This is a genomic window from Streptomyces sp. NPDC048442 (genome assembly GCF_040651475.1).
Lineage (GTDB): Bacteria > Actinomycetota > Actinomycetes > Streptomycetales > Streptomycetaceae > Streptomyces.
On sequence record NZ_JBEZKB010000035.1, the window covers coordinates 1 to 22,135 of the forward strand.

The 22,135-nt window shown below is 70.7% G+C and carries 22 protein-coding genes; 7 read left to right on the top strand and 15 right to left on the bottom strand.

The window, feature by feature from the left end; genetic code table 11:
• Positions 1-703: 703 nt before the first annotated feature.
• Positions 704-1,306, top strand: coding sequence for a glyoxalase (locus AB0D18_RS35495; RefSeq protein WP_362428404.1), 603 nt, complete (start codon positions 704-706; stop codon positions 1,304-1,306).
• 204 nt (positions 1,307-1,510) lie between these two features.
• Here the strand turns inward: AB0D18_RS35495 and tuf are convergent, their stop codons facing one another.
• From tuf to AB0D18_RS35510, 3 genes are all read right to left on the bottom strand, one after another.
• Positions 1,511-2,716: an elongation factor Tu gene (tuf, locus tag AB0D18_RS35500; protein ID WP_362428407.1), complete on the bottom strand. Its 1,206-nt coding sequence runs from the start codon at positions 2,714-2,716 to the stop codon at positions 1,511-1,513.
• A gap of 102 nt (positions 2,717-2,818) precedes the next feature.
• Positions 2,819-3,004, bottom strand: coding sequence for a hypothetical protein (locus AB0D18_RS35505; RefSeq protein WP_362428410.1), 186 nt, complete (start codon positions 3,002-3,004; stop codon positions 2,819-2,821).
• A 69-nt stretch (positions 3,005-3,073) separates the two neighbouring features.
• Positions 3,074-3,790, bottom strand: coding sequence for a DNA alkylation repair protein (locus tag AB0D18_RS35510; RefSeq protein ID WP_362428413.1), 717 nt, complete (start codon positions 3,788-3,790; stop codon positions 3,074-3,076).
• Positions 3,791-3,839: 49 nt separating this feature from the next.
• Here AB0D18_RS35510 and AB0D18_RS35515 point away from each other — a divergent pair, with 49 nt between their 5' ends.
• Both AB0D18_RS35515 and AB0D18_RS35520 read left to right on the top strand, forming a co-directional pair.
• Complete coding sequence (locus AB0D18_RS35515; RefSeq protein WP_362428416.1) at positions 3,840-4,697, top strand: TVP38/TMEM64 family protein; 858 nt, start codon at positions 3,840-3,842, stop codon at positions 4,695-4,697.
• 140 nt (positions 4,698-4,837) lie between these two features.
• Positions 4,838-5,722, top strand: a complete 885-nt coding sequence (locus AB0D18_RS35520; RefSeq protein ID WP_362428419.1) for an undecaprenyl-diphosphate phosphatase — start codon at positions 4,838-4,840, stop codon at positions 5,720-5,722.
• Between the two features lie 100 nt (positions 5,723-5,822).
• On the opposite strand, the gene AB0D18_RS35525 is transcribed toward AB0D18_RS35520, so the two are convergent.
• The gene (locus AB0D18_RS35525) at positions 5,823-6,785 is read right to left on the bottom strand and encodes a S8 family serine peptidase (RefSeq protein ID WP_362428422.1); all 963 of its coding nucleotides are present in this window, start codon (positions 6,783-6,785) and stop codon (positions 5,823-5,825) included.
• Positions 6,786-6,976: 191 nt separating this feature from the next.
• On the opposite strand from AB0D18_RS35525, the gene AB0D18_RS35530 reads away from it, so the two are divergent.
• Positions 6,977-7,453 (top strand): nuclear transport factor 2 family protein, encoded by a 477-nt coding sequence (locus tag AB0D18_RS35530; protein WP_362428425.1) that lies wholly within the window; start codon positions 6,977-6,979, stop codon positions 7,451-7,453.
• 268 nt (positions 7,454-7,721) lie between these two features.
• On the opposite strand, the gene AB0D18_RS35535 is transcribed toward AB0D18_RS35530, so the two are convergent.
• The gene (locus tag AB0D18_RS35535) at positions 7,722-8,990 is read right to left on the bottom strand and encodes an IS701 family transposase (RefSeq protein WP_362428609.1); all 1,269 of its coding nucleotides are present in this window, start codon (positions 8,988-8,990) and stop codon (positions 7,722-7,724) included.
• Positions 8,991-9,208: 218 nt separating this feature from the next.
• Here AB0D18_RS35535 and lnt point away from each other — a divergent pair, with 218 nt between their 5' ends.
• On the top strand, positions 9,209-10,837 hold the full coding sequence (gene lnt, locus AB0D18_RS35540; RefSeq protein ID WP_362428428.1) for an apolipoprotein N-acyltransferase: 1,629 nt from the start codon (positions 9,209-9,211) through the stop codon (positions 10,835-10,837).
• Here the strand turns inward: lnt and AB0D18_RS35545 are convergent.
• Complete coding sequence (locus tag AB0D18_RS35545) at positions 10,722-11,627, bottom strand: Gfo/Idh/MocA family oxidoreductase (RefSeq protein WP_362428430.1); 906 nt, start codon at positions 11,625-11,627, stop codon at positions 10,722-10,724. The two genes, lnt and AB0D18_RS35545, sit on opposite strands and share 116 nt — an antisense overlap.
• 20 nt (positions 11,628-11,647) lie before the next feature.
• Positions 11,648-12,874 (bottom strand): FAD-dependent monooxygenase, encoded by a 1,227-nt coding sequence (locus AB0D18_RS35550; protein ID WP_362428433.1) that lies wholly within the window; start codon positions 12,872-12,874, stop codon positions 11,648-11,650.
• Positions 12,875-12,954: 80 nt separating this feature from the next.
• On the opposite strand from AB0D18_RS35550, the gene AB0D18_RS35555 reads away from it, so the two are divergent.
• Both AB0D18_RS35555 and AB0D18_RS35560 read left to right on the top strand, forming a co-directional pair.
• On the top strand, positions 12,955-13,590 hold the full coding sequence (locus AB0D18_RS35555; RefSeq protein ID WP_362428435.1) for a TetR/AcrR family transcriptional regulator: 636 nt from the start codon (positions 12,955-12,957) through the stop codon (positions 13,588-13,590).
• A gap of 136 nt (positions 13,591-13,726) precedes the next feature.
• Positions 13,727-14,242: a hypothetical protein gene (locus AB0D18_RS35560; RefSeq protein WP_362428438.1), complete on the top strand. Its 516-nt coding sequence runs from the start codon at positions 13,727-13,729 to the stop codon at positions 14,240-14,242.
• Between the two features lie 50 nt (positions 14,243-14,292).
• Here the strand turns inward: AB0D18_RS35560 and AB0D18_RS35565 are convergent, their stop codons facing one another.
• The 8 genes from AB0D18_RS35565 to AB0D18_RS35600 form a co-directional block, all read right to left on the bottom strand.
• Positions 14,293-14,802, bottom strand: a complete 510-nt coding sequence (locus AB0D18_RS35565; protein ID WP_362428441.1) for a hypothetical protein — start codon at positions 14,800-14,802, stop codon at positions 14,293-14,295.
• 198 nt (positions 14,803-15,000) lie between these two features.
• Positions 15,001-15,684, bottom strand: coding sequence for a uracil-DNA glycosylase (gene ung / locus AB0D18_RS35570; RefSeq protein ID WP_362428444.1), 684 nt, complete (start codon positions 15,682-15,684; stop codon positions 15,001-15,003).
• Between the two features lie 158 nt (positions 15,685-15,842).
• Entirely contained in the window at positions 15,843-17,432 is a 1,590-nt protein-coding gene (locus AB0D18_RS35575) for an ABC transporter substrate-binding protein (RefSeq protein WP_362428612.1), read from the bottom strand.
• Between the two features lie 205 nt (positions 17,433-17,637).
• Positions 17,638-18,459, bottom strand: a complete 822-nt coding sequence (locus AB0D18_RS35580) for an SDR family oxidoreductase (protein WP_362428447.1) — start codon at positions 18,457-18,459, stop codon at positions 17,638-17,640.
• A gap of 25 nt (positions 18,460-18,484) precedes the next feature.
• The gene (fabG, locus tag AB0D18_RS35585; protein WP_362428450.1) at positions 18,485-19,246 is read right to left on the bottom strand and encodes a 3-oxoacyl-ACP reductase FabG; all 762 of its coding nucleotides are present in this window, start codon (positions 19,244-19,246) and stop codon (positions 18,485-18,487) included.
• Between the two features lie 159 nt (positions 19,247-19,405).
• On the bottom strand, positions 19,406-19,819 hold the full coding sequence (locus AB0D18_RS35590) for a DUF3037 domain-containing protein (protein ID WP_362428453.1): 414 nt from the start codon (positions 19,817-19,819) through the stop codon (positions 19,406-19,408).
• Positions 19,816-20,727: a HipA family kinase gene (locus tag AB0D18_RS35595; RefSeq protein WP_362428454.1), complete on the bottom strand. Its 912-nt coding sequence runs from the start codon at positions 20,725-20,727 to the stop codon at positions 19,816-19,818. Before AB0D18_RS35595 ends, AB0D18_RS35590 begins: the two co-directional genes overlap by 4 nt.
• Before the next feature lie 9 nt (positions 20,728-20,736).
• Positions 20,737-22,008 (bottom strand): MFS transporter, encoded by a 1,272-nt coding sequence (locus AB0D18_RS35600; RefSeq protein WP_362428457.1) that lies wholly within the window; start codon positions 22,006-22,008, stop codon positions 20,737-20,739.
• Positions 22,009-22,135: the final 127 nt, after the last annotated feature.

The following is a 22,135-nucleotide window of genomic DNA, read 5'->3' on the forward strand; positions in this document are numbered from 1 at the left end:
CCGACCCGACCTGGATGCTGTCGGGGATGCGGGGATCGCGGTTGCTTGACCGGAGACCACCTCACTATCGATGTCCTGCGGTACCCGGGTTCAGCGTTCAACCCGGGCGATCCTGATGGCGCCTGCGCTCCTCCGTTCCTTCCCTCTGCACGAACTGCCTTCTTCGTACTGCGGGTGACCTGACCAAGCGCCACTCTCCGGCAGCCAGCCCCGTCGCCCTTCCTGCGTCTGCTCTGGCTTGGAACCCCACTGCCGAACCTCCCGGTGCGCGCGCCCGCAGCCGACGCCTTCACCGAGGTGCTGCTCACCTGACTTCACTGCTGGGTACTGCCACTGCGGACACTGCGGTACTGCTCACGGCGGCCCCTGATCACTGCGGGCCACCCAGTCCGGTCGCCAGTCCCGTCACCGTCCTGCAACCGCTCTGGCTTCGAAACTCCACCACCGCACCGCACTGCATACTGCGACTGCGTGTACTGCTGCCCGCCAGTTCGTCTCTGCCGGGCCCTGCTGTCTCTCTGGGCTACGAGAGAAACCATAACCACACCACCGGCCAATGTCTACTCCCGCTGACATAGATTTCCGCGTGCTCGACGGTGAGGTAATCGAACCCTGCCGGGTTGAGGATGCGCCGGGCGCGGGCGAGCGGGTAGGCAGGACCGCAAAGCCAGCCCACACTTCCCTCGCCTCCGTCACCCTTGAAGTGGCCGACCCCGAGGCCGTCGGCCACTTCTACAGCGCCTTCGGCGTGGTCGCGTACGTACGTCTGCGCGCGTCCGAAGTGCACTCCACCGGCTTCCGCGGTTTCACCCTGGCGCTCACGGTGTCCGGGCCGGCCACTGTCGACAGCTTCGTCGGCGCCGCCGTGGACGCCGGCGCCACAGTGCTGAAGCCCGCTGCGAAGTCGATGTGGGGCTACGGCGGCGTCGTCCAGGCCCCGGACGGAACGATCTGGAAGATCGCGACCTCGGCGAAGAAGGTCAGCGGCCCCGCCACCCGCGAGATCGACGAGGTCGTTCTGCTGCTCGGCGTCGAGGACGTGAAGGCGAGCAAACAGTTCTACGTCGGCCGGGGCCTGACCGTGGCCAAGAGCTTCGGCGGCAAGTACGCCGAGTTCGCCCCCGGTCGGTCCAGCCGCGTCAAGTTGGCGCTGTACAAGCGCCGTGCCCTTGCCAAGGACCTTGGCGTCTCCGCCGAGGGCACCGGCTCGCACCGCATCGTCCTCTGCAGCAGCGCGGGCACCCTCACCGACCCTGACGGGTTCGTCTGGGAGGCCACCGAGTCGCTCACCCCTACACCGTCCTGACGCCCAAGCACTCGACGAAGAGAGCATCAGCGCGCCGGTCGGGAAGGGGGCAGGCTGGGACCAGCCAGGGCAGAACCGGCGGTGCATGATGCCGTTGAGGGTGCAGCCGGGCCGCGCACGTGGCTGACGGCCGGTGCCTGGTCTGCGTGCGTACTGTGCGTACTGCAAGCACGCTGACCAGGCACCGGCCCGGTATCAGGCGGCTCAGGGCCCTACCGTCCGCCCCTGGTCGAGGACCTCAGTCACGGTGCCCGCACCGACGGTGCGCCCGCCCTCGCGGATCGCGAAGCCCAGACCCGCTTCGAGGGGCACGTCACGGCCGAGCTCGACCGTCATGGTGACGGTGTCGCCGGGCCGGGCTACGGCGGCCTCGCCGAGGTCCAGGTCGCCGACCACGTCCGCGGTGCGGATGTAGAACTGCGGCCGGTATCCGGAGGCGATCGGCGTCGATCGTCCGCCTTCCTTCGTCGAGAGGACGTACACCTGCGCGGCGAAGCGACGCGCGGGCACGATGCTGGCGGGCTGCGCCACGACATGGCCGCGGCGCACCGCGTCGCGGGGCACTCCGCGCAGGAGCAGAGCGACGTTGTCGCCGGCCTCGGCCGAGTCCATCGGCTTCCCGAAGGTCTCCAGACTGGTGACCACGGTCTCGATGTCCGCGCCCAGTACCTCCACCCGGTCACCGACCCGCACCGTGCCGCGCTCGATCGCCCCGGTGACGACGGTCCCGCGACCCGTGATGGTGAGTACGTTCTCCACCGGCAGCAGGAACGGTGCGTCGACGTACCGCTCGGGCATCGGTACGTACGTGTCGACGGCGTCGAGCAGTGCCTCGATGGAGCTGGTCCAGCGTGGGTCGCCGGCCAGGGCCTTGAGGCCGGAGACGCGGACCACGGGGGCCGCGTCGCCGCCGTAGCCGTGGGCGGAGAGCAGCTCGCGGACCTCCAGCTCGACCAGGTCGGCCAGCTCTGCGTCCTCACCGTCGGCGACGGCGTCGGCCTTGTTGAGGGCGACGACGATGTGGTCGACGCCGACTTGTCGGGCGAGCAGGACGTGCTCGGCGGTCTGCGGCATGATGCCGTCGAGCGCGGAGACGACGAGGATCGCCCCGTCGAGCTGGGCGGCTCCGGTGACCATGTTCTTGACGTAGTCGGCATGTCCGGGCATGTCGACGTGGGCGTAGTGGCGGGTGTCGGTCTCGTACTCGACGTGGCTGATGTTGATGGTGATGCCGCGCTCGGCCTCCTCCGGTGCCCGGTCGATCCGGTCGAAGGGTACGAAGGTGCCGGTCCCGCGGTCGGCGAGGACCTTGGTGATGGCGGCGGTCAGGGTGGTCTTGCCGTGGTCGACGTGACCCATGGTGCCGATGTTGAGGTGCGGCTTGGTGCGGACGTATGCCGTCTTGGGCATGACTGACTCGTTCCTCTGCAGAGTGCTGCGAAGCGTGTTTCAGACCCCCTGGTCCGGCCGACCCTCCCCCTGCGGGGTCCGTCGGACGCGATCCGAGGAGGGTCAGCTTCGGGCGCCGTCGAGGGGCGCTGCGGCAGCAGTTGCTGCGGGGACCGCGACGCATGCCGCGGTGAGAAGTTCGGCGAAGAGTTCGGTGACGGCAGCCTTCGGCGCGTCCGCGACTGCGGACTGCGCTGCGAGGAAGGCGTACCGGAACATGTGCTTGATCCTGCCCTGCGGGCTCGTCACGGTCGAATCATTTTCTGCGGGGCGCAGGAACCCGTGCAGGCAGCGGAGTTGTCCGGTTGTTCGTCCGGCTCAGAGGTTCTTGAGGGCCTCGCGCGCGGACAGCGGCGACAGCACGTCCCGGTGCGCGGCGACGAAGTCCCGTACGGCCGCCGGATCGGTCTTCGCGTACTCGCGCAGGCACCAGCCGATGGCCTTGCGTACGAAGAAGTCGGGGTGAGCGGCCTGGCGCAGGCAGTACGCGAAGAGCCGGTCGGCGTCGGTGGCGTCCTTGTACCGGAGCTGGTGGAGGAGAGCCGTGCGCGCGATCCACAGGTCGTCGTCGCCGATCCACTCGTCCATGACGGGTCTCAGCTCCGGGTCGGCGGCGACCAGCGGCCCGACGACATGTGCGGCGAGCAAGTCGACGGTGTCCCACCAGGGGACAGTGGTGATCAGCTGCCGGGCCACCGGCAGGAAGCCGGAGGAGAGACGTCCGGCGTACCGGCGCAGGTAGTCGACGGCGAAGTAGTGGTACTCGCGTTCCGCCAGCGCCCAGCAGCGCAGCGCGATCGCCGAGCAGTCCGCCCCGGTGGGGCGCGGTGTGCCGTCGAGCACACGGCGGGAGAGAGCGCGGCGCTCGGGAGTAGGGATGCCGAGGAAGGGGGCGATGTGTTTCATGTACGCGGCGGCCTGTCCGGCCCGTACGGGGTCTGCTCCCGTGGGGTACACGGTGGTGAGCCGCGCCAGGACGGTGTCGGCGAGAGCGCTGGAGGTGCCGCTGTCGGCCGTCCGGGTCGAGCGGGTCATGCGGTGCACATTACGGCGATCACACACACATGTCAGTTACTCTCCCGGGATGTTCGACCAAGCCACCCGGGCCACGGCCGCCCGCACGGAAACACCGCGCACGGTGCGCTGCGCCAGGGCACTGATGTCGCCCTGGTCCCGGCTCGCCCTGCTCGCGGTCGTGCTGGCGTCGGCTGCCACGGCGGTCCTGCTGTACGAACCGCAGAAGATGCTGGCCGACGGCTGGCCGCCACAGCTGGACGGGCTCACGGCCGCGGGGCTGTTCGGGGTGGCGTACGGGCTGTGCACGGTGGCGTTCGTGCCGCGGCCGATCCTCAACCTGGCGGCGGGCGCGCTGTTCGGCACCGTCCTGGGCCTCACCACGTCGATCGGCGGCACGGTGCTGGGCGGCGGCATCTCCTTCGCGCTCGGCCGCCTCCTCGGCCAGGACGCGCTGCGGCCGATGCTGCGGGGGCGGGTGCTGCTGGCGGCCGACGGGGTGCTGAGCAGGCACGGCTTCCGGTCGATGCTGGCGATCCGGCTGTTCCCCGGGGTGCCTTTCGCGGCGGCGAACTACTGCGCGGCGGTGTCGCGGATGCGGTACCTGTCGTTCCTGTCGGCGACCGGGCTCGGCTCGATCCCCAACACCCTGGCGTACGTCATAGCGGGCAGCGAGGCGAAGTCGCCGACGTCCCCGGCGTTCCTGATCTCGGCGGGCTTCATCGTGGTGACGAGCATCGCCGGTGTGGTGGTGGCGTGGTGCAAGCGCCACTCGATCGGTCGCTCGGCGGGGCAGGAGACCGGTTCTGAGGCGGAGGGGGCGCGGGTGCACTCGTTGGTGAAGACGCCCTCCCTCGTGAAGGCACCCTCTCTCGTGAAGGCGCCCTCTCTGGTGAAGGCCTCCGTGTTCCCCCTCTCGAACAAGTGAATTTCTGGGCGCGGCGCCGAGCCACGCCCGTCGTTCGCTGAACACCTCCCGGCCACCTCCCACCGGTACGCTGCGCACCACTCACCCCACCCTCCGCGCGGCGCAGCGCTGCGCGCACACCCTGGACGGCGCCACCCCATATGAGCTGGTTCGAATCATTCGTCCTCGGTCTGGTCCAGGGCCTGACCGAGTTCCTGCCCGTCTCATCGAGCGCCCATCTGCGCCTGACGGCCGCCTTCGCGGGGTGGCAGGACCCGGGGGCCGCGTTCACCGCGATCACTCAGATCGGCACCGAGGCCGCGGTCCTCATCTACTTCCGCAAGGACATCGCGACGATCCTCTCCGCGTGGTTCCGCTCGCTGCGGGACAAGTCGATGCGCGGTGACCACGACGCGCAGCTGGGCTGGCTGGTGATTGTCGGATCGATCCCGATCGGCGTTCTCGGGATCACGCTCAAGGAGCAGATCGAGGGGCCGTTCCGCGATCTGCGGCTGATCGCCACCACGCTGATCGTGATGGGTGTCGTGCTCGGCATCGCGGACCGGCTGGCGGCGCGCGCGGAGGCGAACGCGGGCTCGGGCCGCCACCAGGCGGGCAACCACCGAAAGACCCTGAAGGACCTCGGGGTCAAGGACGGTCTGATCTACGGCTTCTGCCAGGCGATGGCCCTGATCCCGGGCGTCTCCCGCTCCGGCGCGACCATCAGCGGCGGCCTCCTGATGGGCTACACGCGGGAGTCGGCGGCGCGGTACTCGTTCCTGCTGGCGATTCCGGCGGTGCTGGCTTCGGGTGCGTACGAGCTGAAGGACGTGAACGAGGGGCATGTGTCGTGGGGGCCGACGGTCTTCGCCACGCTGATTGCCTTCGGGGTGGGGTATGCGGTCATCGCATGGTTCATGCGTTTCATCTCGTCACGGAGCTTCATGCCGTTCGTGTACTACCGGATCGCGCTCGGCATCCTGCTGTTCGTCCTGGTCGGAACCGACGCGCTGAGCCCGCATGCCGGGGAGTCGGCGGGGAGCTGAGGGGCGGCAGCGGGCACAGGTGCGGCTGGGCAGCACAGCTCGCGCCGGTGGGGGCCGGCGTGTCGGGCCGCGCCCGGTGCACGGCTGCCGCCGCGCGTCCTCAACCGCCGGACGGGCTGGACACCGCCGCCCCCGCGTCCACAATGCCCAGTCCCAGCTTCGGCAGCTTCTCCGGGTTCCTGGCCGTGCTCCGGATCGCCTTCATCACCTGGTCCGGGGTCCGCCCCTGCGAGTGCAGGAGTGCTGCGACTGCCGACACGTACGGCGCGGCCATCGACGTCCCGTCCAGCGTCCCGTACCCCGACGTGTTCTTCTCCGTCTCCTTCGTCCTGTACGTCGGCAGCGTCGAGAGGATCTTCACGCCCGGTGCGCTCACGGCGTCCTGGGCACCGAAGTTGGAGAAGTCCGCCGGCTTGTTCGCCGGGCCGCTCGCGCCGACCACCAGGACCGGGGTCTTCGGTCTGTACGGCTGGAGGGCCGTGCCGTCGTTGCCGGCCGCCGCGACGACGACCGCGCCCTTCGCGTGGGCCGCCGCGATCGCCTGGTTGAGGACGCCGCCCTTGAGCAGGCGGGCCATCAGACCGGACTCGCCGAGTGAGAGGTTGATGACGTCGGCGCCGTGGTGGGCGGCCCAGACGATGCCCTTGGTGATGTTGGCGTTGCTGCCGCTGCCGTCCGCGCCCAGTACCCGTACCGGCATGATCTTCGCGCCGGGGGCGCCGCCCGCGATGCCGATGCCGTTGTCGGTCGCGGCGGCGGCGATGCCGGAGACATGGGTGCCGTGGCCGTTCTGGTCGGTGGGGTCGTCGTCGTTGTCGACGAAGTCGTGACCGTCGACGAGCCGGTCCTTGAGGTCGGGGTGTGTCCGGTCCACGCCCGTGTCGACGACCGCGATGACCGTCTTGTCGCCGTTCGACGTCCCCCAGGCGTCGGGCAGTTTGATCGCGTCCAGCGCCCACTGCCGGCCGCGCATCGGGTCGGTCTTCTCCTCGTCGCCGCATCCGGTGACCAGGGCGGCCGAAGCGACGGCGGTCGCCAGCAGGACGGAGGTCGTACGACGCATACCCATATGTGCACCTCACGAGTGACCGAGTGACCGGTAGGACAGTGACCGGTTGAATGAGGACAGTGACCGGTTGAATGCGGAATGAGACGTTCTGGCCGATCGTAGGAGAGACCTGGTCCGGTCGCACGGCGAACACTCGGGCCCCACGGGCCCTTGGCGGCACGCTCCCACTGCTTGAGACTGAGCCGATGACCCAGCGTGTGGAGCTCGCGACCGTAATGGACCGGCTGGCCATCGATGCGGTGATCACCGGGTACGCCGTGGCCGTCGACGACGCCGACTGGACGGCGTACCAGGATCTGTTCACCCCGGACGGCCGCGCCGACTACCGCTCGGCGGGCGGCATCGAGGGCCCGGCGCGCGAGGTCGCCGGGTGGCTCGCCGAGATGCTGCTGCTGTTCCCCGTACGCCAGCACCTGATCGTCAACCGGCGGCTGGAGCTCGAAGACCTCAACGGGGACACGGGTGACAGCGCCGAGCTCCAGGCGGACTACCTCAATCCGATGCGGCTGGAGAGCGCGGGCGGGACGAACGGCGCCGCCGGGCCCCCGAACTTCATCACCGGCGGCCGCTACACCTTCGGTCTGGTGCGCTCCGACGACGGGTCCTGGCGGGTGCGCCGGGTGACCGTGCACGAGAAGTGGCGGCACACCGGCCGGGACTAGGGCCTGTCCGGCGGATCAGGCCGCATGGGAGTGACCTTGCCCTTTCACTACCGCTGAGCGGGGCATGGTGCGTGCAGCTGCAAGGCGGAGGATTGAGGCGACGCGGAGCGTCGTCGATTGACGACAACGCCGCAGATGTGCGTGCCAGGGCACGCGACCGCGGCAAGATCCGCCGGACAGGCCCTAGTAGCGCTTCGTTAGGTTCTTGGTCTGGTTCTGCTGGTTTTGAGGGGGCGGCCGCAGGTCGTGCAGGTGCCGGTCCAGCACCTCAGCAGGTCTTGGAGTGCATCGAGGGTCTGGTAGAGGCTCGGGCCGATGCCTGGACTTTTGGGTCGAGCCTGCGCAGGGTGAGGAAGGCCTGGGCGGCGGTGACGAGGGTGACGTGGTGGTGCCAGCCGCGCCAGGTGCGGCCCTCGAAGTGGTCCAGGCCCAGGCCGTGTTTGAGTTCGCGGTAGTCGTGTTCGATGCGCCAGCGCATTTTCGCCCACCGCACCAGGTCCGCGACTGCCGTGGTGGCAGGCAGGTTACTCATCCAGTAGCCGGTCGGTTCAGCGGCGTCCCAGGGCTGTTCGACGAGCAGGGTCCGCGACGGCAGCGCCCCGTCCCAGCTGCCGCGGCCGCCGGCCTGTTCCTGGCTGGTGCGGCTGGCTTCCTTGCCCGAGGGCCTCACCTCGAGCACGGCGAAACGCGAGGTCATCGTCCCCTTGCTGCCCTGACGCCAGGTGACCTCCTCAAAGGAGATGTCGGACGTGATGAACGTGCGCAACGACAGCGGAGCCTCGCGACAGCGGGGCAGGGTGGGTGGTCCCAGCCCGCTGTAGGCGGGCTGATGCGGTCTGGCACCGGCGGGCCGGGCGACCTCTTTGGGATCGACCGCCATGACGTAGGACCAGCCGCGTTCCTCCAGAGCGATCCGGAAGGAGACACTGCGGCCGTAGCCGGCATCGGCCACGATCACCGGAACTGCCAGGCCGTGTGCGGCCAGTTGGTCCAGCAGACCCAGCGCCAGACGCATCTTGGACACGTGACCGACCTCGTCGGGCACCCCGGCCCGTCGACGGCGATCGTGGTCCGATGCCCATTCCTCGGGCAGGAACAGTTCCCACTCCAACGGACACGATGCCGTGTCGGTGGCCGCGTGCACGCTAACCGCGACCTGGCAGTTCGCCCGTTTGCCCAGTGCCCCGCAGTACTGGCGGGCCACTCCCGCCGACGCGGTCCCGCACTTGGGGAACGACACGTCGTCGACCACCCACACCTCAGGAGTGATCACCCCGCAGAATCGTTCGGCGATCCGCCGGCGAACCGGCTCCCATTCCCACGGCGACTGGTTCACGAACTGCTGCAGAGCCTGCATGTTCCCGTCCGGCAACCGCTCGGCCATCGGCTGGATCGACTTCCGGCGCCCGTCCAGCATCAGACCCCGCAGATAACAGTCGCCCCACCGCCGCTGATCCTTCCGCGGCACCGAGGCGAATACATCCGCCACAAACATCGCTAACGCAGCCCGTAATCGGTTCACTTCATGTGCATCCACACCCTTCAACATGCTCTTGATCAGCGTCAATGCAAAGACCTAACGAAGCACTACTAGGCCCCCGGAGACCAGGACCGGCCAAGCCCCCCCCCGGGACCAGGACCGGCCACGCCCGCCCCGGGCTACCCCAGGACCTGCCCCCGGGCCGACGCCCACTGTCCCCCGCCCCGCCCCTCCCCCACACTGGGAGCATCACTCCGGTGGTGAGGAGGCGCGGGATGCCGAGGCACTGGGTGCCGGCCGGTGGGCCGGGGCGGCTGCTCGACTCGGCGTGGGGGCGTGGCGGCGCCGCGGTCCTGGCCGGTGCGCTGCCCGTGTTCGTCTTTCCCGCGCCCGGCCTGTGGTGGTTCGCGTATGTCGCCCTGGTGCCGTGGATGCTGCTCGTCCGCTCCGCGCCGACCGGGCGGCGGGCCGCGCTGGACGGGTGGCTGGGCGGGCTCGGATTCGTCCTGGCGGTGCACCACTGGCTGATGCCGAGTCTGCATGTGTTCATCGTCGTGCTGGCCGCGCTGCTGGGTCTGCTGTGGGTGCCGTGGGGGTGGCTGGTACGGGTCATGCTCGGCGGCCGTCCGACCGTGCCCCGGGCACTCGCCGCCGTGGCCGTGCTGCCTTCCAGCTGGCTGATGGTCGAACTCGCCCGTTCCTGGGAGGGGTTGGGCGGCCCCTGGGGTCTGCTCGGCTCCTCGCAGTGGGACGTCACCGCCGCGCTGCGGCTGGCCTCGCTGGGCGGGGTGTGGCTGGTGAGTCTGCTGGTCGTCGCGGTGAACACCGCCGTCGTGGTGCTGCTGACGCTGCCGTACGCACGTGTCGCGGCCGTCTCCGCCGCTCTCGCCGTCGCCCTGTCGGCCGGGGCGGCGTGGCTGTGGGCGCCGCGCCCCGAGCCCGAGCACACCGCGCGCATCGCCGTCGTACAGCCCGGGGTCTTCGACGGCATCGGCAGTACCGAGCAGCGGCTCGCGCGCGGCGAGCAGCTGACGCGGACGCTGGCCGGGCAGCGCGTCGACCTGGTGGTGTGGGGCGAGAGCAGTGTGGGTGAGGACCTGCTGGCCCGCCCGGACGTGGCCGCGCGGATCGCCGCGCTGTCCCGCCTCGTCGGCGCGGACGTTCTCGTCAATGTGGATGCCAGGCGCTCCGACCGGCCCGGCATCTTCAAATCGTCGGTGCTCGTGGGGCCACAGGGGCCGACGGGGGCGCGCTACGACAAGATGCGGCTGGTGCCGTTCGGTGAGTACGTTCCGGCCCGCGCCCTGCTCGGCTGGGCGACCTCGGTCGGCAAGGCGGCGGGCGAGGACCGGATGCGCGGCGGCGGCCCGGTGGTGATGCCGCTGCCGAACGGGCTGCGGCTCGGCCCGCTGGTGTGCTTCGAGTCCGCGTTCCCCGACATGAGCCGCCATCTGGTCAGGGACGGGGCCCAGTTGCTGATCGCACAGTCCGCGACCTCGACGTTCCAGGAGAGCTGGGCGCCCGCGCAGCACGCCTCGCTGGCCGCGCTGCGGGCCGCCGAGACCGGCCGGCCCATGGTGCACGCCACCCTCACAGGGGTGAGCAGCGTGTACGGGCCCGACGGCGCCCGGCTCGGCGCCCCGCTGGGCACCGAGGAGAGCGCCGCCGCCGTGTACGACGTACCGCTGGCGCACGGCCTCACTCCGTACGCGAAGTACGGCGACTGGGCCGTCCACCTGGCGATGGCCGTACTGGCCCTGCTGCTCGCGGCGGAGGGGGTGCGCAGCCTCAGGAAGCCTGCTCCAGGGCCGTCCGTACCACCCGCTCGCACAGCTCATGGGTCGCCAGCGCGTCCCGCGCGTCGAGCACCTTCCCCGCTCGTACGGCGTCGAGGAAGCCGGTGACGACCTGCTCGATGCCGCGCTGGCGGGCGACCGGCACCCAGTCGCCGCGGCGGCGGACGCTCGGCTGGCCCTTGTGGTCGATGACCTCGGCGAGGTTGACGACCTGCCGCTTGGTGTCCTGTCCCGACACTTCGAGGATCTCCTCGGTGGAGCCCGAGAGCCGGTTCATGGTGCCGATCGCGGTGAATCCTTCGCCGGAGAGCTGGAGGACGACGTGGTGCATCAGCCCGTCGACGATGCGGGCGCGCACATCGACGTGGTTGATCTCGCCGGGTGCGAGGAAGCGCAGCGTGTCGACGACGTGGATGAAGTCGTCGAGGACGAGGGTGCGCGGGTCCTCGGGCAGGCCGACCCGGTTCTTCTGCATCAGGATCAGCTCGCGCGGGTGCTCGACGCACTGCGCGTAGCCGGGCGCCAGGCGTCGGTTGAAGCCGACGGCGAGGCTGACCCCGCGCTCCTCGGCGAGCTCCACCAGCCGTACGGAGTCGGCCAGTTCGTACGCGAGGGGCTTGTCGACGTACGTGGGGACGCCCGCCTCGATCAGCCGCGTGACGATCTCGGGGTGGGCGGTCGTCGACGCGTGCACGAACGCGGCGTCCAGGCCCTGGGACAGGAGGCCGTCGAGCGTGGTGTGGGTCCGCTCGGCCGGGATCCGGTGGGCCGCCGCGACCCGTGCCAGGTTGGCGGGCGTGCGGGTCTGGAGGTGCAACTCGGTCTCCGGCAGGGTGGCGAAGACCGGCAGGTACGCCTTCTGCGCGATGTCTCCGAGCCCGATGACGCCGACCTTCACGGGGGTCTCCCTCTGTAGCTCTATGCCTGTTGTGCCTGTTGTGCCTGGTGAACGGGTGTCCGGGCAGCATACGTGCGCTGCGGCGGCCGCCAGTCGGCGATCCCGTCGAAGGTGCGCAGGGCGAGACCGGGGCCGAAGCGGGCCAGCGTCATGACGCCGTCCCTGAGCGCCACGGCGGGGGTGCTGCTCAGCATCATCAGCTTCGCGATCTTCGCGGACTTGTCGACGATGCCCATGGTGCGCGGCAGCCGGTCGGCGCTGTAGGCGGCGAGGGCGGGGCCGAGGCCGGCGCCGGGTGCGGCGTGGTGGGCGAGGACGATGCCGTCCTCGATGGCCTGGTTGCCGCCCTGGCCCATGGTGGGGCACATGGCGTGCGCGGCGTCACCGATGAGGACGGTGCGGCCCCGGTGGTAGGCGGGGAGGGAGGTGGTCATGTGGTGCACGTCGTGGCGCAGGATCCGGTCCTCGGTCGCTGCGGCGATGATCTCCGGGACGGGGTGGTGCCAGTCGCCGTAACGGCGCAGGAGTTCCGCCTTCTCGCCGTCGGCGCTGTGCTCCCCGGCGGGGGCGGCGGCCGCCCCGTACGCGTAGATCCGGCCGTCCTTGAGCGGCTGGGTGCCCCACAGCCGGCCGCGGCCCCAGGTCTCGTGCGGCAAGAAGGGCTCGGCCGGAGCGGGCACGACGACGCGCCAGGTGGTGAATCCGGCGTAGGCGGCGCCCGGGTGCTCGGGGTAGAGGGCGCCGCGCACCCCGGACCTGATGCCGTCGGCGCCGACGACGAGTTCGGCCTCGATGTCGCCCTCGGGCGTACGGACGACGGCGGGCCGGCCGTCCACGACGCCGGGGTCGACCAGTTCGGCGGGCGCGCCGGTACGGATCGTGCCCTCGGGCAGCGGGGCGGCGAGGACGTCGACCAGGGTGGCGCGGTGGACCAGCACCAGGGGGTCGCCGAACCGCTCGACGGCCGCCGAGCTGTCCGTACGGGAGAGCCAGCGGCCGCTGGGGGCGCGCATGCCGCCCTCGCCCTGCCAGGCGGCGAGGTCGCGGATCGTGTCGCCGAGGCCGACGACGTCCAGTGCGCGCAGCGCGTTGGGGGCGAGGCCGATGCCGGCGCCGACCGGTTCCAGGGCGGCGGCCCGCTCCAGGACCGTGACCTGCCAGCCGCGCCGGTGCAGGGCGAGGGCGGCAGTGAGGCCTCCGATTCCGCTTCCGACGACGACCGCGCGGTGCTGAGCCTGTTGGGACATGGGAACCCCTCCTCGGAAACTACATCTGTAGTGACATGCCAGGCTACTACAGATGTAGTTAGCGCGGTAGATTGGCCCTCATGACCGCACGCACTCCCTCCCCCGCCGCAGCCCCCGGACCCGCTGCCCCCCGCTCGGAACTGATCGCCGACGCGGCCCTGAAACTCCTGGTCGAACGGGGTATGCGCGGGCTCACCCACCGGGCCGTGGACGAGACGGCCGGGCTGCCGCAGGGCTCGACCTCCAACTACGCGCGCACCCGGCAGGCCCTCCTGGAGACCGCGGTGCAGCGCCTTGCCGTACTGGAGGCGCGGGCGCTCGGGATCGACGCACTGACCGGCGCAGGCCCCGGCCCCGGCCCGAGTGTCGAGGACCTGCTCGGCATGCTCGCGGGCGTGCTGCACCGGCATCTGACCGAACACCGCGACATGCTCGTGGCCCGCTACGAGCTGGGCCTGGAAGCCACCCGGCGGCCGGAGCTGCGGGAGTTCTACGACGCGGCGGGACGGGCCCGGTTCCGGGAGCCGCTGGTGGCGATGATGACGGCGGCCGGGTCGAAGGAACCGGAGCGGCACGCCCTGTCGCTGATCGCGTGGGTGGAGGGGCTGATGTACTCGTGCGCCGTGGGCTCGTACCACGCAGCGGTGCCGACCGAGGAGGAACTCCGCACCGGATTCGGCGAGTTGCTGCGCGGGATGCTCGGGACCGGCGGGTAGGTGCCGGGAAGACTGCCCGGGTCTGCCGCGTAAGCGGCGGACCGGTGCTTCACTCGTGCGGGGCAATATCGGGCTCCCGGCTTCCCCCACGGGGTCCGTGATCAGCAGAGTTGCGCGGGTGCACCGAACAAGAACCGTGACGAGAACCGCAGCGACGCTCCTGGTGGGGATGGCCGTGTCGGCGGTCTCCGGCTGCGTCTCCACCCCCTCGGGACCGGCTGGGACGCCCGCGGCCCACCAGCAGTCCCCCGCGCCGCAGCACCCCCCGCTGCCCCACCTGGTCGGGAACGGCGGGCAACCGGAACAGCTCATCGAGGCCCCCGTCCACGAGGTGCTGGAAGCGGCCATGCCGCCTTCCGAGCGGGCGCCCGAGCCCGGGGCCGAGCCCAGGCCCAAGCCCGCCGAGAAGCAGGGGACTCCCCAGGCCCCGCAGGCGCAGCCGCCCCGGGCCGAGCGGCCCGCCCGCCGGGACGCCGCGCCGGAACCGGCCCCGCCCCGCCACCGGGCACCGCACCGCAAGACGGACTCGCTGCCCGCACTGCCCGAGATCCCGCCGTCGGCCGCCGATGTCTGCGCGCTCGGCAAGGGCTACGGAGGCTGGAGCCCGAACAGCCCCCAGGCCCGCATCTGCCGGGAGACGTACGGGGGTTGACGCGGGACATACAGAGGTTGTTGCGGGAGGGTGTTCTCCCGGACGGGAACTCACTCCCCCGCGAGCCAGGTCTCCAGCCGGCCGACCGCCGCCCGGACCCCGGCCCCGTAGACGTCGTCGGCGAGGGTGTCGCACAGGGCCCTCGCCCGGCGCAGATGGATGCGGGCCGCCGCCGGGCGGCCGAGCTTCATGTAGTCGGCGGCGAGGTTGAGGTGGAGCGTGGGATGGAAGCCGAGCAGTTCCCCCGACACCCCCGCGCTCCGTGCCGCACCCCGTCCCGCACCCCGTCCCGCACCTCGTCCCGCTCCGCCGTCCCGCCCGTCGGCGGCGGCCAACGCCCGCAGGTCCCACAGCAGTTCGTCGCGGGGGTCGTCCTGGGCGTCCGCCATGTAGTGCGCCAGCATGCACCGGTGCCGGGCGTCGCCGGACAGTCCGAGCTCCTCCCAGAGCGCGCCGAACCGGCTTCGCGCCTCCTGCCGGTCACCGGCGTGGAGCAGCATCGCCGTCTGCCCGATCCGGGTCGTCACCGCGTCCCCGGACGCCCCCGCGCCCTCCGGCACACCCGGCCCCCCTGGTGCACCCGGATCCCCTGGTGCACCCGGATCCCCCGGCGCACCCGAATCCGCGCCCCCCGACGCCCCTTGCTGCTCCACCACTGCGGCCTCCGCTGAACCCCGTACTCGCATACGCACGTACTCACGTGCGTACTCACTGGTCCCAGTGACGCTAGCCGGAGGCACCCGCAATCGTGCTCAGGCTCAGCCCAGGTTCGGCACGGTCCAGTCGATCGCCTCGTGGCCCTGCTCCGCGACCGCCGCGTTGATCTGGGTGAAGGGCTGCGAGCCGAACCACTTCTTCGCGGACAGCGGCGAGGGGTGCGCACCCTTCACCACGGCGTGCCGCTCGGTGTCGATCAGCGGGAGCTTCTTCTGGGCGTAGTTCCCCCAGAGGACGAAGACCGCCGGGTCGGGACGGGCGGCGACCGCGCGGATCACCGCGTCGGTGAACTTCTCCCAGCCCTTGCCCTTGTGCGAGTTGGCCTCGCCCTTGCGCACGGTCAGCACCGCGTTGAGCAGCAGCACGCCCTGCTCGGCCCACGGCATCAGATAGCCGTTGTCCGGGACGGGGGTGCCCAGTTCGGCGTGCATCTCCTTGTAGATGTTGCGCAGGGACGGGGGCGTCTTGACGCCGGGCCGCACCGAGAAGCACAGGCCGTGCCCCTGGCCCTCGCCGTGGTAGGGGTCCTGGCCGAGGACCAGGACCTTCACCTTGTCGTACGGGGTGGCGGCGAGGGCGGCGAAGACCTCGTCACGCGGCGGGTAGACCGGCCCCTTCGCCCGCTCGTCCTCGACGAACTCCACGAGCTCCTTGAAGTAGGGCTTCGCCAGCTCCTCGCCGAGGACCCCGCGCCAGGACTCGGGCAGCATCTGGGTGTCGGTCACGTCAACAACCTCCGGTGAAAGATTCGTTCTCTGCAAAAGAACCTACCGGCCACCACTGACAACGCCGCTCCCGGCCACCTGCCCCTCCACCGGCACCAGCCCCTCCACCTCCACCAGCCCCTCCACCAGCACCAGCACCAGCACCAGCACCAGACGGGCTACCAGCTGGTCTTGCGGAACAGCTCCCAGACCTGCATCACGGTCTGCGGGTCCAGCGCCCGCTCGGTGCCGCCGATGTCCTCGGACGCGGCGACGTACATCTTGCCCTGCCACAGCGGCAGCAGCTGTCCGTCGCGCATCAGGATTTCCTGGGCCTTCACGAAGTGGACGGCCGCCCTGCTCCGGTCGATCTCGCGGCGCGACTTCGGCAGCAGGTCCCCGGTGATCTCGGGCACCACGTACGGCGTGGAGATCGCGTTCTTCTCGCCGACGAAGGGCGAGACGAAGCTGTCGGGATCCGGGTAGTCCGGCGCCCAGCCGCGGCCGAAGACCGGGTAGTCGCCCTTCTGCACACCGCGCTGGAAGTCGTCCCAGGGGAGGCCCTTGAGGGTGATCCGGAACAGCCCGGACTCCTCCAGCTGCCGCTTGAGCTCCGCGAACTCCAGGGCGGTCGCCGAGCCGTACCGGTTGGTGGGGTACCAGAAGGCCAGTGACACCGGCCGGGTGATGCCCGACGCGCGCAGGAGCCGCTTCGCCGCTGCCGGGTCGGGCTGGCCGTACTTGTCGAAGAAGTCGGTGGTGTGCCCGGCGATGCCGCTCGGCACCATCGAGTACAGGGGCTCCGAGGTGCCCTTGAAGACCTTCTCGACGAGCGCCGTCCGGTCCACGAGCTGGGCGACCGCCTTGCGGACCGCCGGGTTGGCCGCGTTCCGGTCCTTCGGGTTGAAGACCAGGTAGTGGATCTCCGAGCCGGGCGACTCGGTCACCTTGACCGGCCCTCCCGCCTGCTGTTCCTGGAGGCCGACGATCTGCCCCGCGGTCAGGCCCCGGAAGGTCGCGTCGATCTGCTTCTCCTTGAGCTCCTTGACCATCTTCGCGGAGTTGTCGAAGTAGCGGATGGTGACGGCGTCGTTCTTACGGTCGGCGAAGCCCTTGTACGACGGGTTGCGCACCAATTCCGCCCCCGCGTCCGCCCCCTTGGGGCGGTAGGCCCGGAGGTGGTAGGGGCCGGAGCCGGTCAGGGAGTTGCCGCGGCGGAGCCGGTCCGCCGGGTACGCGGCCGGGCTGACCAGCGACATGCCGGGGGTGGCGAGGACGAACGGGAAGGTCGCGTCGGGCTTGTTGAGGCGGAAGACGACCTTGTCCGCACCCCGGGCCTCGACCCGCTGGAGGCTGCTGAGCAGTCCGTCGGGACCGCCCTCCGCCTTGATCCTGAGGATGCGTTCGATCGAGTACCGGACCGCGGCGGCATCGAGCTTCGTGCCGTCGGAGAAGGTCAGTCCCGGTTTGAGGGTGCAGGTGTAGACGCGGTGGGCGCTGTCGTCGAAGCCGCATTCCTTCGCCGCGTCCTCGGTGGGCTCGACACTGCCGGTCGGGTAGCTCAGCAGGGTCTGGAAGACGTTGCGGTACAGCTCCCAGGAGCCGTCCCAGGAGCCCGCCGGGTCGAGCGTGCTGGGCTTGCTGGTCGTTCCGACGGTCAGTGTGTCCTCCGCGTCGGGACTGTCCTGCGCCAACACCCCGCATCCAGCCAGCAGGGATATCGACGTGAGGGCTGCGGCAACCCGCAGACGCCTGGCCCGGTCAAACACGTGCACGCTCCTCGATCAGCCGTGGGTCGGCAGACCATACCGCAACGGCCCGCCGGAACAAGGGAGTTGTCCGACGGGCCGGTCACCATTTCGGAACGATTGATTCCGTCACCGGCTTGGGGCCGCCGCCCGCATCAGCCGCCCGCGTCAGCCGTCCGACGCCTTCGCACCGCTTCTGCCGGTCGACGGTTTCAAGCCACTCGCGTCACTGCACCCCGGCGTTGAGGAAGATGCCGCCGTCCACGACGAGGGTCTGTCCGGTGATCCAGTCGGACTGCTCCGAGGTGAGGAACGCGGCGGCGCCGCCGATGTCCGCCGGTACGCCGAGCCGCCCCAGCGGGTACGCCGCTGCCGCCTCCGCCTCCCGGCCCTCGTACAGCGCCTGGGCGAACTTGGTCTTCACCACGGCGGGCGCGATCGCGTTGACCCGCACCAGCGGGGCGAACTCGTGCGCCAGCTGGAGCGTGAGGTTGACCATGGCCGCCTTGCTCATGCCGTACGCCCCGATGAAGGGCGAGGCCGAAATACCGGCCACCGACGCGATGTTGACGATCGCACCGCCGTTGCTGCTCTGCCAGGCCTTCCAGGTCTGCTGGGCGAAGCCGAGCGCCGAGATGACGTTGGTCTCGAAAACCTTGCGGGCGACGTTCAGGTCCATCTCGGCCATCGGGCCGAACACCGGGTTCGTACCGGCGTTGTTGACGAGGTAGTCGACCCGGCCGAAGGCCTCCATCGTCCGCTCGACGGCGACGGCCTGGTGGGCCTCGTCGTGCGCCTTGCCCGCGACGCCGATCACCCGGTCCGCGCCGAGCTTCTCGACCGCTTCCTTGAGGGCGTCCTCGTTGCGGCCGGTGATGCACACCCGGTCGCCGCGGGCGACGAGCGCCTCGGCGATGCCGTAGCCGATGCCCCGGCTGGCACCGGTGATCAGCGCGACCCTGCCGCTGTCCCGTACGCCGCCGCCCTGCACGCCGGTCTCCTGCACGTCACTGTCCTGCACGCCACTGTCCTGCGCTTCTTCAGTCATGAGCTCAATCCCTTTGTGCGGCAGGTCAGTTGAGGGGTCCACCGGCGACGTACATGACCTGGCCCGAGACGAAGCCCGCCGCGTCGCCGGCGAAGAAGGCGATGGCGTTGGCGATGTCCTCGGGGTGGCCGACGCGCTGCACGGGGATCTGGGTGGCGGCCGCCGCCTGGAACTCCTCGAAGCCCATGCCGACGCGGGCGGCGGTCTGCGCGGTCATCTCGGTGACGATGAAGCCGGGGGCGACGGCGTTGGCGGTGACGCCGAACTTGCCGAGCTCCTTGGCGAGGGTCTTGGTGAAGCCCTGGAGGCCGGCCTTGGCGGTGGCGTAGTTGGCCTGGCCGCGGTTGCCGAGCGCCGAGCTGGACGACAGGTTGACGATGCGGCCGAACTTCGCGTCCACCATGTGCTTCTGGCAGGCGCGCGACATCAGGAAGGCACCCTTGAGGTGGACGCCCATGACGGTGTCCCAGTCCAGCTCGCTCATCTTGAACAGCAGGTTGTCGCGCAGCACGCCCGCGTTGTTGACGAGGATCGTGGGCGCGCCCAGCTCGGCGGCGACGCGCTCGACGGCGGCGGCCACCTGGGCCTCGTCGGACACGTCGCAGCCGACGGCGAGCGCCCGGCCGCCGGCCGCGGTGATCTTCTCGACGGTGTCCTTGCAGGCCGCCTCGTCGAGGTCGAGTACGGCGACGGCGCGGCCCTCGGCCGCGAGCCGCAGTGCGGTGGCGGCGCCAATGCCGCGCGCCGCCCCGGTCACGATCGCCACACGCTGCTCGGTGGTGGACATCCCTGATCTCCTCGCCCTTGGGAACCGGCCCCGGGGGACCGCTCATCAGCTGAGCAACCGCTTAGTAGGACTCAGCAGACGTGACGCTAGAAGCCACGGCACCCGGTGTCAACGGCCGCCCGGCTCCCCCGGCGAAGGTCACACGGCGTCCCCCGTGCCTCAGCGCACCAGTACGTCGAGCAGCCGCGCCAGTTCCGCCTGCGGATCGGCCGTCAGTCCGGTGTGCACGGGACCCGGCTGTACGACGCCGGAGCGCGGCGCGCTCAGCCACCGGAACCGCCGCCCGGGATCGTCACCCGCCGCCTGGCCCGCCGCCTCGCCTCCCCCGCAGAGGCCCGCGACGGCGTGCAGCGCGGCCCGTACGCCGATCACGTCGGCCTGCGGGTCGAGGGCGAGGAGCTTGGCCTCGTCGAGGTGCGTGAGCGCGGCCGCGTACGACTTGGCCCGGCAGTAGACCATCACCCCCGCGTTGAACATCTCACCGCGCTCGACCCGGGGCACGACGCGTACCAGGGCGTACTCGAAGACATGGCGCTGGACGGCACTGCCCGTCCGCTGCTGCTGCTCGCTCACTTGCCGCCACCGTCCTGCTGCGCCGGCTGCTGCTGTGCCTGCTGCCGTACCTGCTCCTGTGCCTGCTCCTCCTTCTGTGCCTTCGTCGGGTGCGGCCACGGCTTGAGGTGCTCGGTCAGCCAGCCGGGCGCCTGCGAGGGCCGCTCCCTTGTCGGCGCTTCGAGGGTGATCCGCTCGTGGATGGTCGCGGCGCGCGGAAGCAGCGCGTCCACGTAGGCGCGGCGCAGCGCGTCCGGGCTCTCGAAGCCGGGCTCGCCGGCCAGCCACACGTCGGGGACCTGGGCGGTGACCTCGGTGAGCAGCTCCTCGGTGACCAGCGGGGCCAGCTCGCGCGCGGCGGCCTGCACGTCAGGACCGAAGCGGGCCAGCGCGTGGTCGGAGGCGTTGTACGGCTTGGCGGCCGCGGTCCGCGCGGTGGGCCAGTTGTGCTGCCAGATCATGGTGGCGCCGTGGTCGATGAGCCACAGGTCGCCGTGCCAGACCATCATGTTGGGGTTGCGCCAGGACCGGTCGACGTTGTTGATCAGCGCGTCGAACCAGACCACCCGCCCCGCCTCGGCCGGCCCGACCTCGTACGCGAGCGGGTCGAAGCCGAGGGAGCCCGGCAGGAAGTCCATCCCGAGGTTCAGCCCGCCGCTCGCCTTGAGCAGCTCCTGCACCTCCTGGTCGGGCTCGCCGAGCCCGATGACCGGGTCGAGCTCCATGGTGACCAGCCGCGGCACCCGCAGCCCGAGCCGGCGGCCGAGCTCGCCGCAGACGACTTCGGCCACCAGGGTCTTGCGGCCCTGTCCGGCGCCGGTGAACTTCATGACGTACGTGCCGAGATCGTCGGCCTCGACGATTCCGGGGAGCGAGCCGCCCTCACGCAGAGGCGTGACGTAACGGGTCGCGATGACTTCGGTCAGCATTTTCCCACGCTATCCGGCCCCCGGTCCTACACATCCACGGACCACTTGCAAGCCACCCGTACCAGCCTGATTGAACTTCCGCAGGGCCGGGCTCAGGACCGCCAGGACGGCTGCCAGCAGCAGCACCGCCGTGCACACCGGCACGGCGAGGGTCTTCCCGCCCGCGTCCATCAGGGCCCCGCCCAACAGTGGCCCCATCGCGCCTGCCGCTCCGCCGGCGAGCCCCATCGCCGCGCTGACCCTTCCGCGCAGCCGGTCGGGGGTCGCCGACATCTGGTAGGAGACCACGGCGGTCTGCACCACCGGTGCGCAGAACGCGACCAGCGCCAGCACACCGCCGAACAGATAGCCGCTGTCGCCCAGCAGCAGAAGGGGCGTGAAGCACGAACCCAGCACGCCGAGCAGAATGATCGAGGCGCGGGGGGAGAGCCTCTGATGCACCTGCGGTGCCAACAGGGCGCCGGCGAGCCCGCCCAGGCCCACCATGACGCCGATGGCCCCAATCTCGGGCGCGGACACCTCGGAACGTTGCGCAGCCGTGAGCACGACCAGGTAAAGGGCGTTGAAGCACACGCTCACCACGACCGCCACCATCATGCTCGCCCGGATCACCGGCCTGCGCCAGATCCAGCCGATGCCCTCACCGATCTCCCTCAGCAGGGACCCTCCGGGCTGCGCGGCGGCCGGTTTCGCCGAGCGCAACCGCAGGAAGAGGATCATCACGAAGGACGCGACGTACGTCAGCGCGTTCACCGTGAACGGCAGTGCCTTGTGCGCACTGAAGAGGAATCCGCCGACCCCGGGGCCGGCCAGCGTGGCGACGTAGCTGCGGGCCGCACTCACCGAGACAGCGGTGGACAACTGGCTCTTGGCGACGACCTGCGGAAGCGCCGCCTCCTCGGCGGGGGCGAACATCGCCGCGGCGGCTCCGTCCACGATCGCCACCGCCAGAATGTGCGCGAGGGTCGTGTTGCCCTGAAGGACGGCCCAGGCCAGCGCCACCATGACCGGGACACGGGCGAGCTCGCAGTAGAGCATCACCGACCTGCGGTTCCAGCGGTCGATCAGAGCGCCTGCCGGAATGAGCACGATCAGCCGGGTCGCCGCACTGGCCGCCCCGGCCGCTCCGGCGTAGAGCGCGGAATCGGTCAGCGCGAGGATCAGCAGCGGCAGGGCGAACATCGATATCTGAGCGCCGAGTTCGGACAGGGCCTGGCTCCCCCACAGGAGGTGGTAGTTCCTGTGGCGGCGCAACGGCAGCTCGTCCTTGGGCGTGTCCATCGGTGCTGCACCCTCCCGTGGTCCGGCCGCTCCTGCGTGGCCGAGCGAATTCCAGTCGATGCTGGCACCCGTGACACGTGCGGGGCAGGCTATTAAGGCTGGGTGGAACTGCGCTGGTGGGCACGGT

Coding starts and splice junctions, on each gene's coding strand:
- lnt (WP_362428428.1), top strand. CDS start 9,209: ATGCCGAGGCACTGGGTGCCGGCCGGTGGGCCGGGGCGGCTGCTCGAC.
- AB0D18_RS35510 (WP_362428413.1), bottom strand. CDS start 3,790: ATGACCCGCTCGACCCGGACGGCCGACAGCGGCACCTCCAGCGCTCTC.
- fabG (WP_362428450.1), bottom strand. CDS start 19,246: ATGTCCACCACCGAGCAGCGTGTGGCGATCGTGACCGGGGCGGCGCGC.
- AB0D18_RS35530 (WP_362428425.1), top strand. CDS start 6,977: ATGACCCAGCGTGTGGAGCTCGCGACCGTAATGGACCGGCTGGCCATC.
- AB0D18_RS35550 (WP_362428433.1), bottom strand. CDS start 12,874: ATGTCCCAACAGGCTCAGCACCGCGCGGTCGTCGTCGGAAGCGGAATC.
- AB0D18_RS35595 (WP_362428454.1), bottom strand. CDS start 20,727: ATGCTGACCGAAGTCATCGCGACCCGTTACGTCACGCCTCTGCGTGAG.
- AB0D18_RS35515 (WP_362428416.1), top strand. CDS start 3,840: ATGTTCGACCAAGCCACCCGGGCCACGGCCGCCCGCACGGAAACACCG.
- AB0D18_RS35600 (WP_362428457.1), bottom strand. CDS start 22,008: ATGGACACGCCCAAGGACGAGCTGCCGTTGCGCCGCCACAGGAACTAC.
- AB0D18_RS35525 (WP_362428422.1), bottom strand. CDS start 6,785: ATGCGTCGTACGACCTCCGTCCTGCTGGCGACCGCCGTCGCTTCGGCC.
- AB0D18_RS35520 (WP_362428419.1), top strand. CDS start 4,838: ATGAGCTGGTTCGAATCATTCGTCCTCGGTCTGGTCCAGGGCCTGACC.
- AB0D18_RS35555 (WP_362428435.1), top strand. CDS start 12,955: ATGACCGCACGCACTCCCTCCCCCGCCGCAGCCCCCGGACCCGCTGCC.
- AB0D18_RS35580 (WP_362428447.1), bottom strand. CDS start 18,459: ATGACTGAAGAAGCGCAGGACAGTGGCGTGCAGGACAGTGACGTGCAG.
- tuf (WP_362428407.1), bottom strand. CDS start 2,716: ATGCCCAAGACGGCATACGTCCGCACCAAGCCGCACCTCAACATCGGC.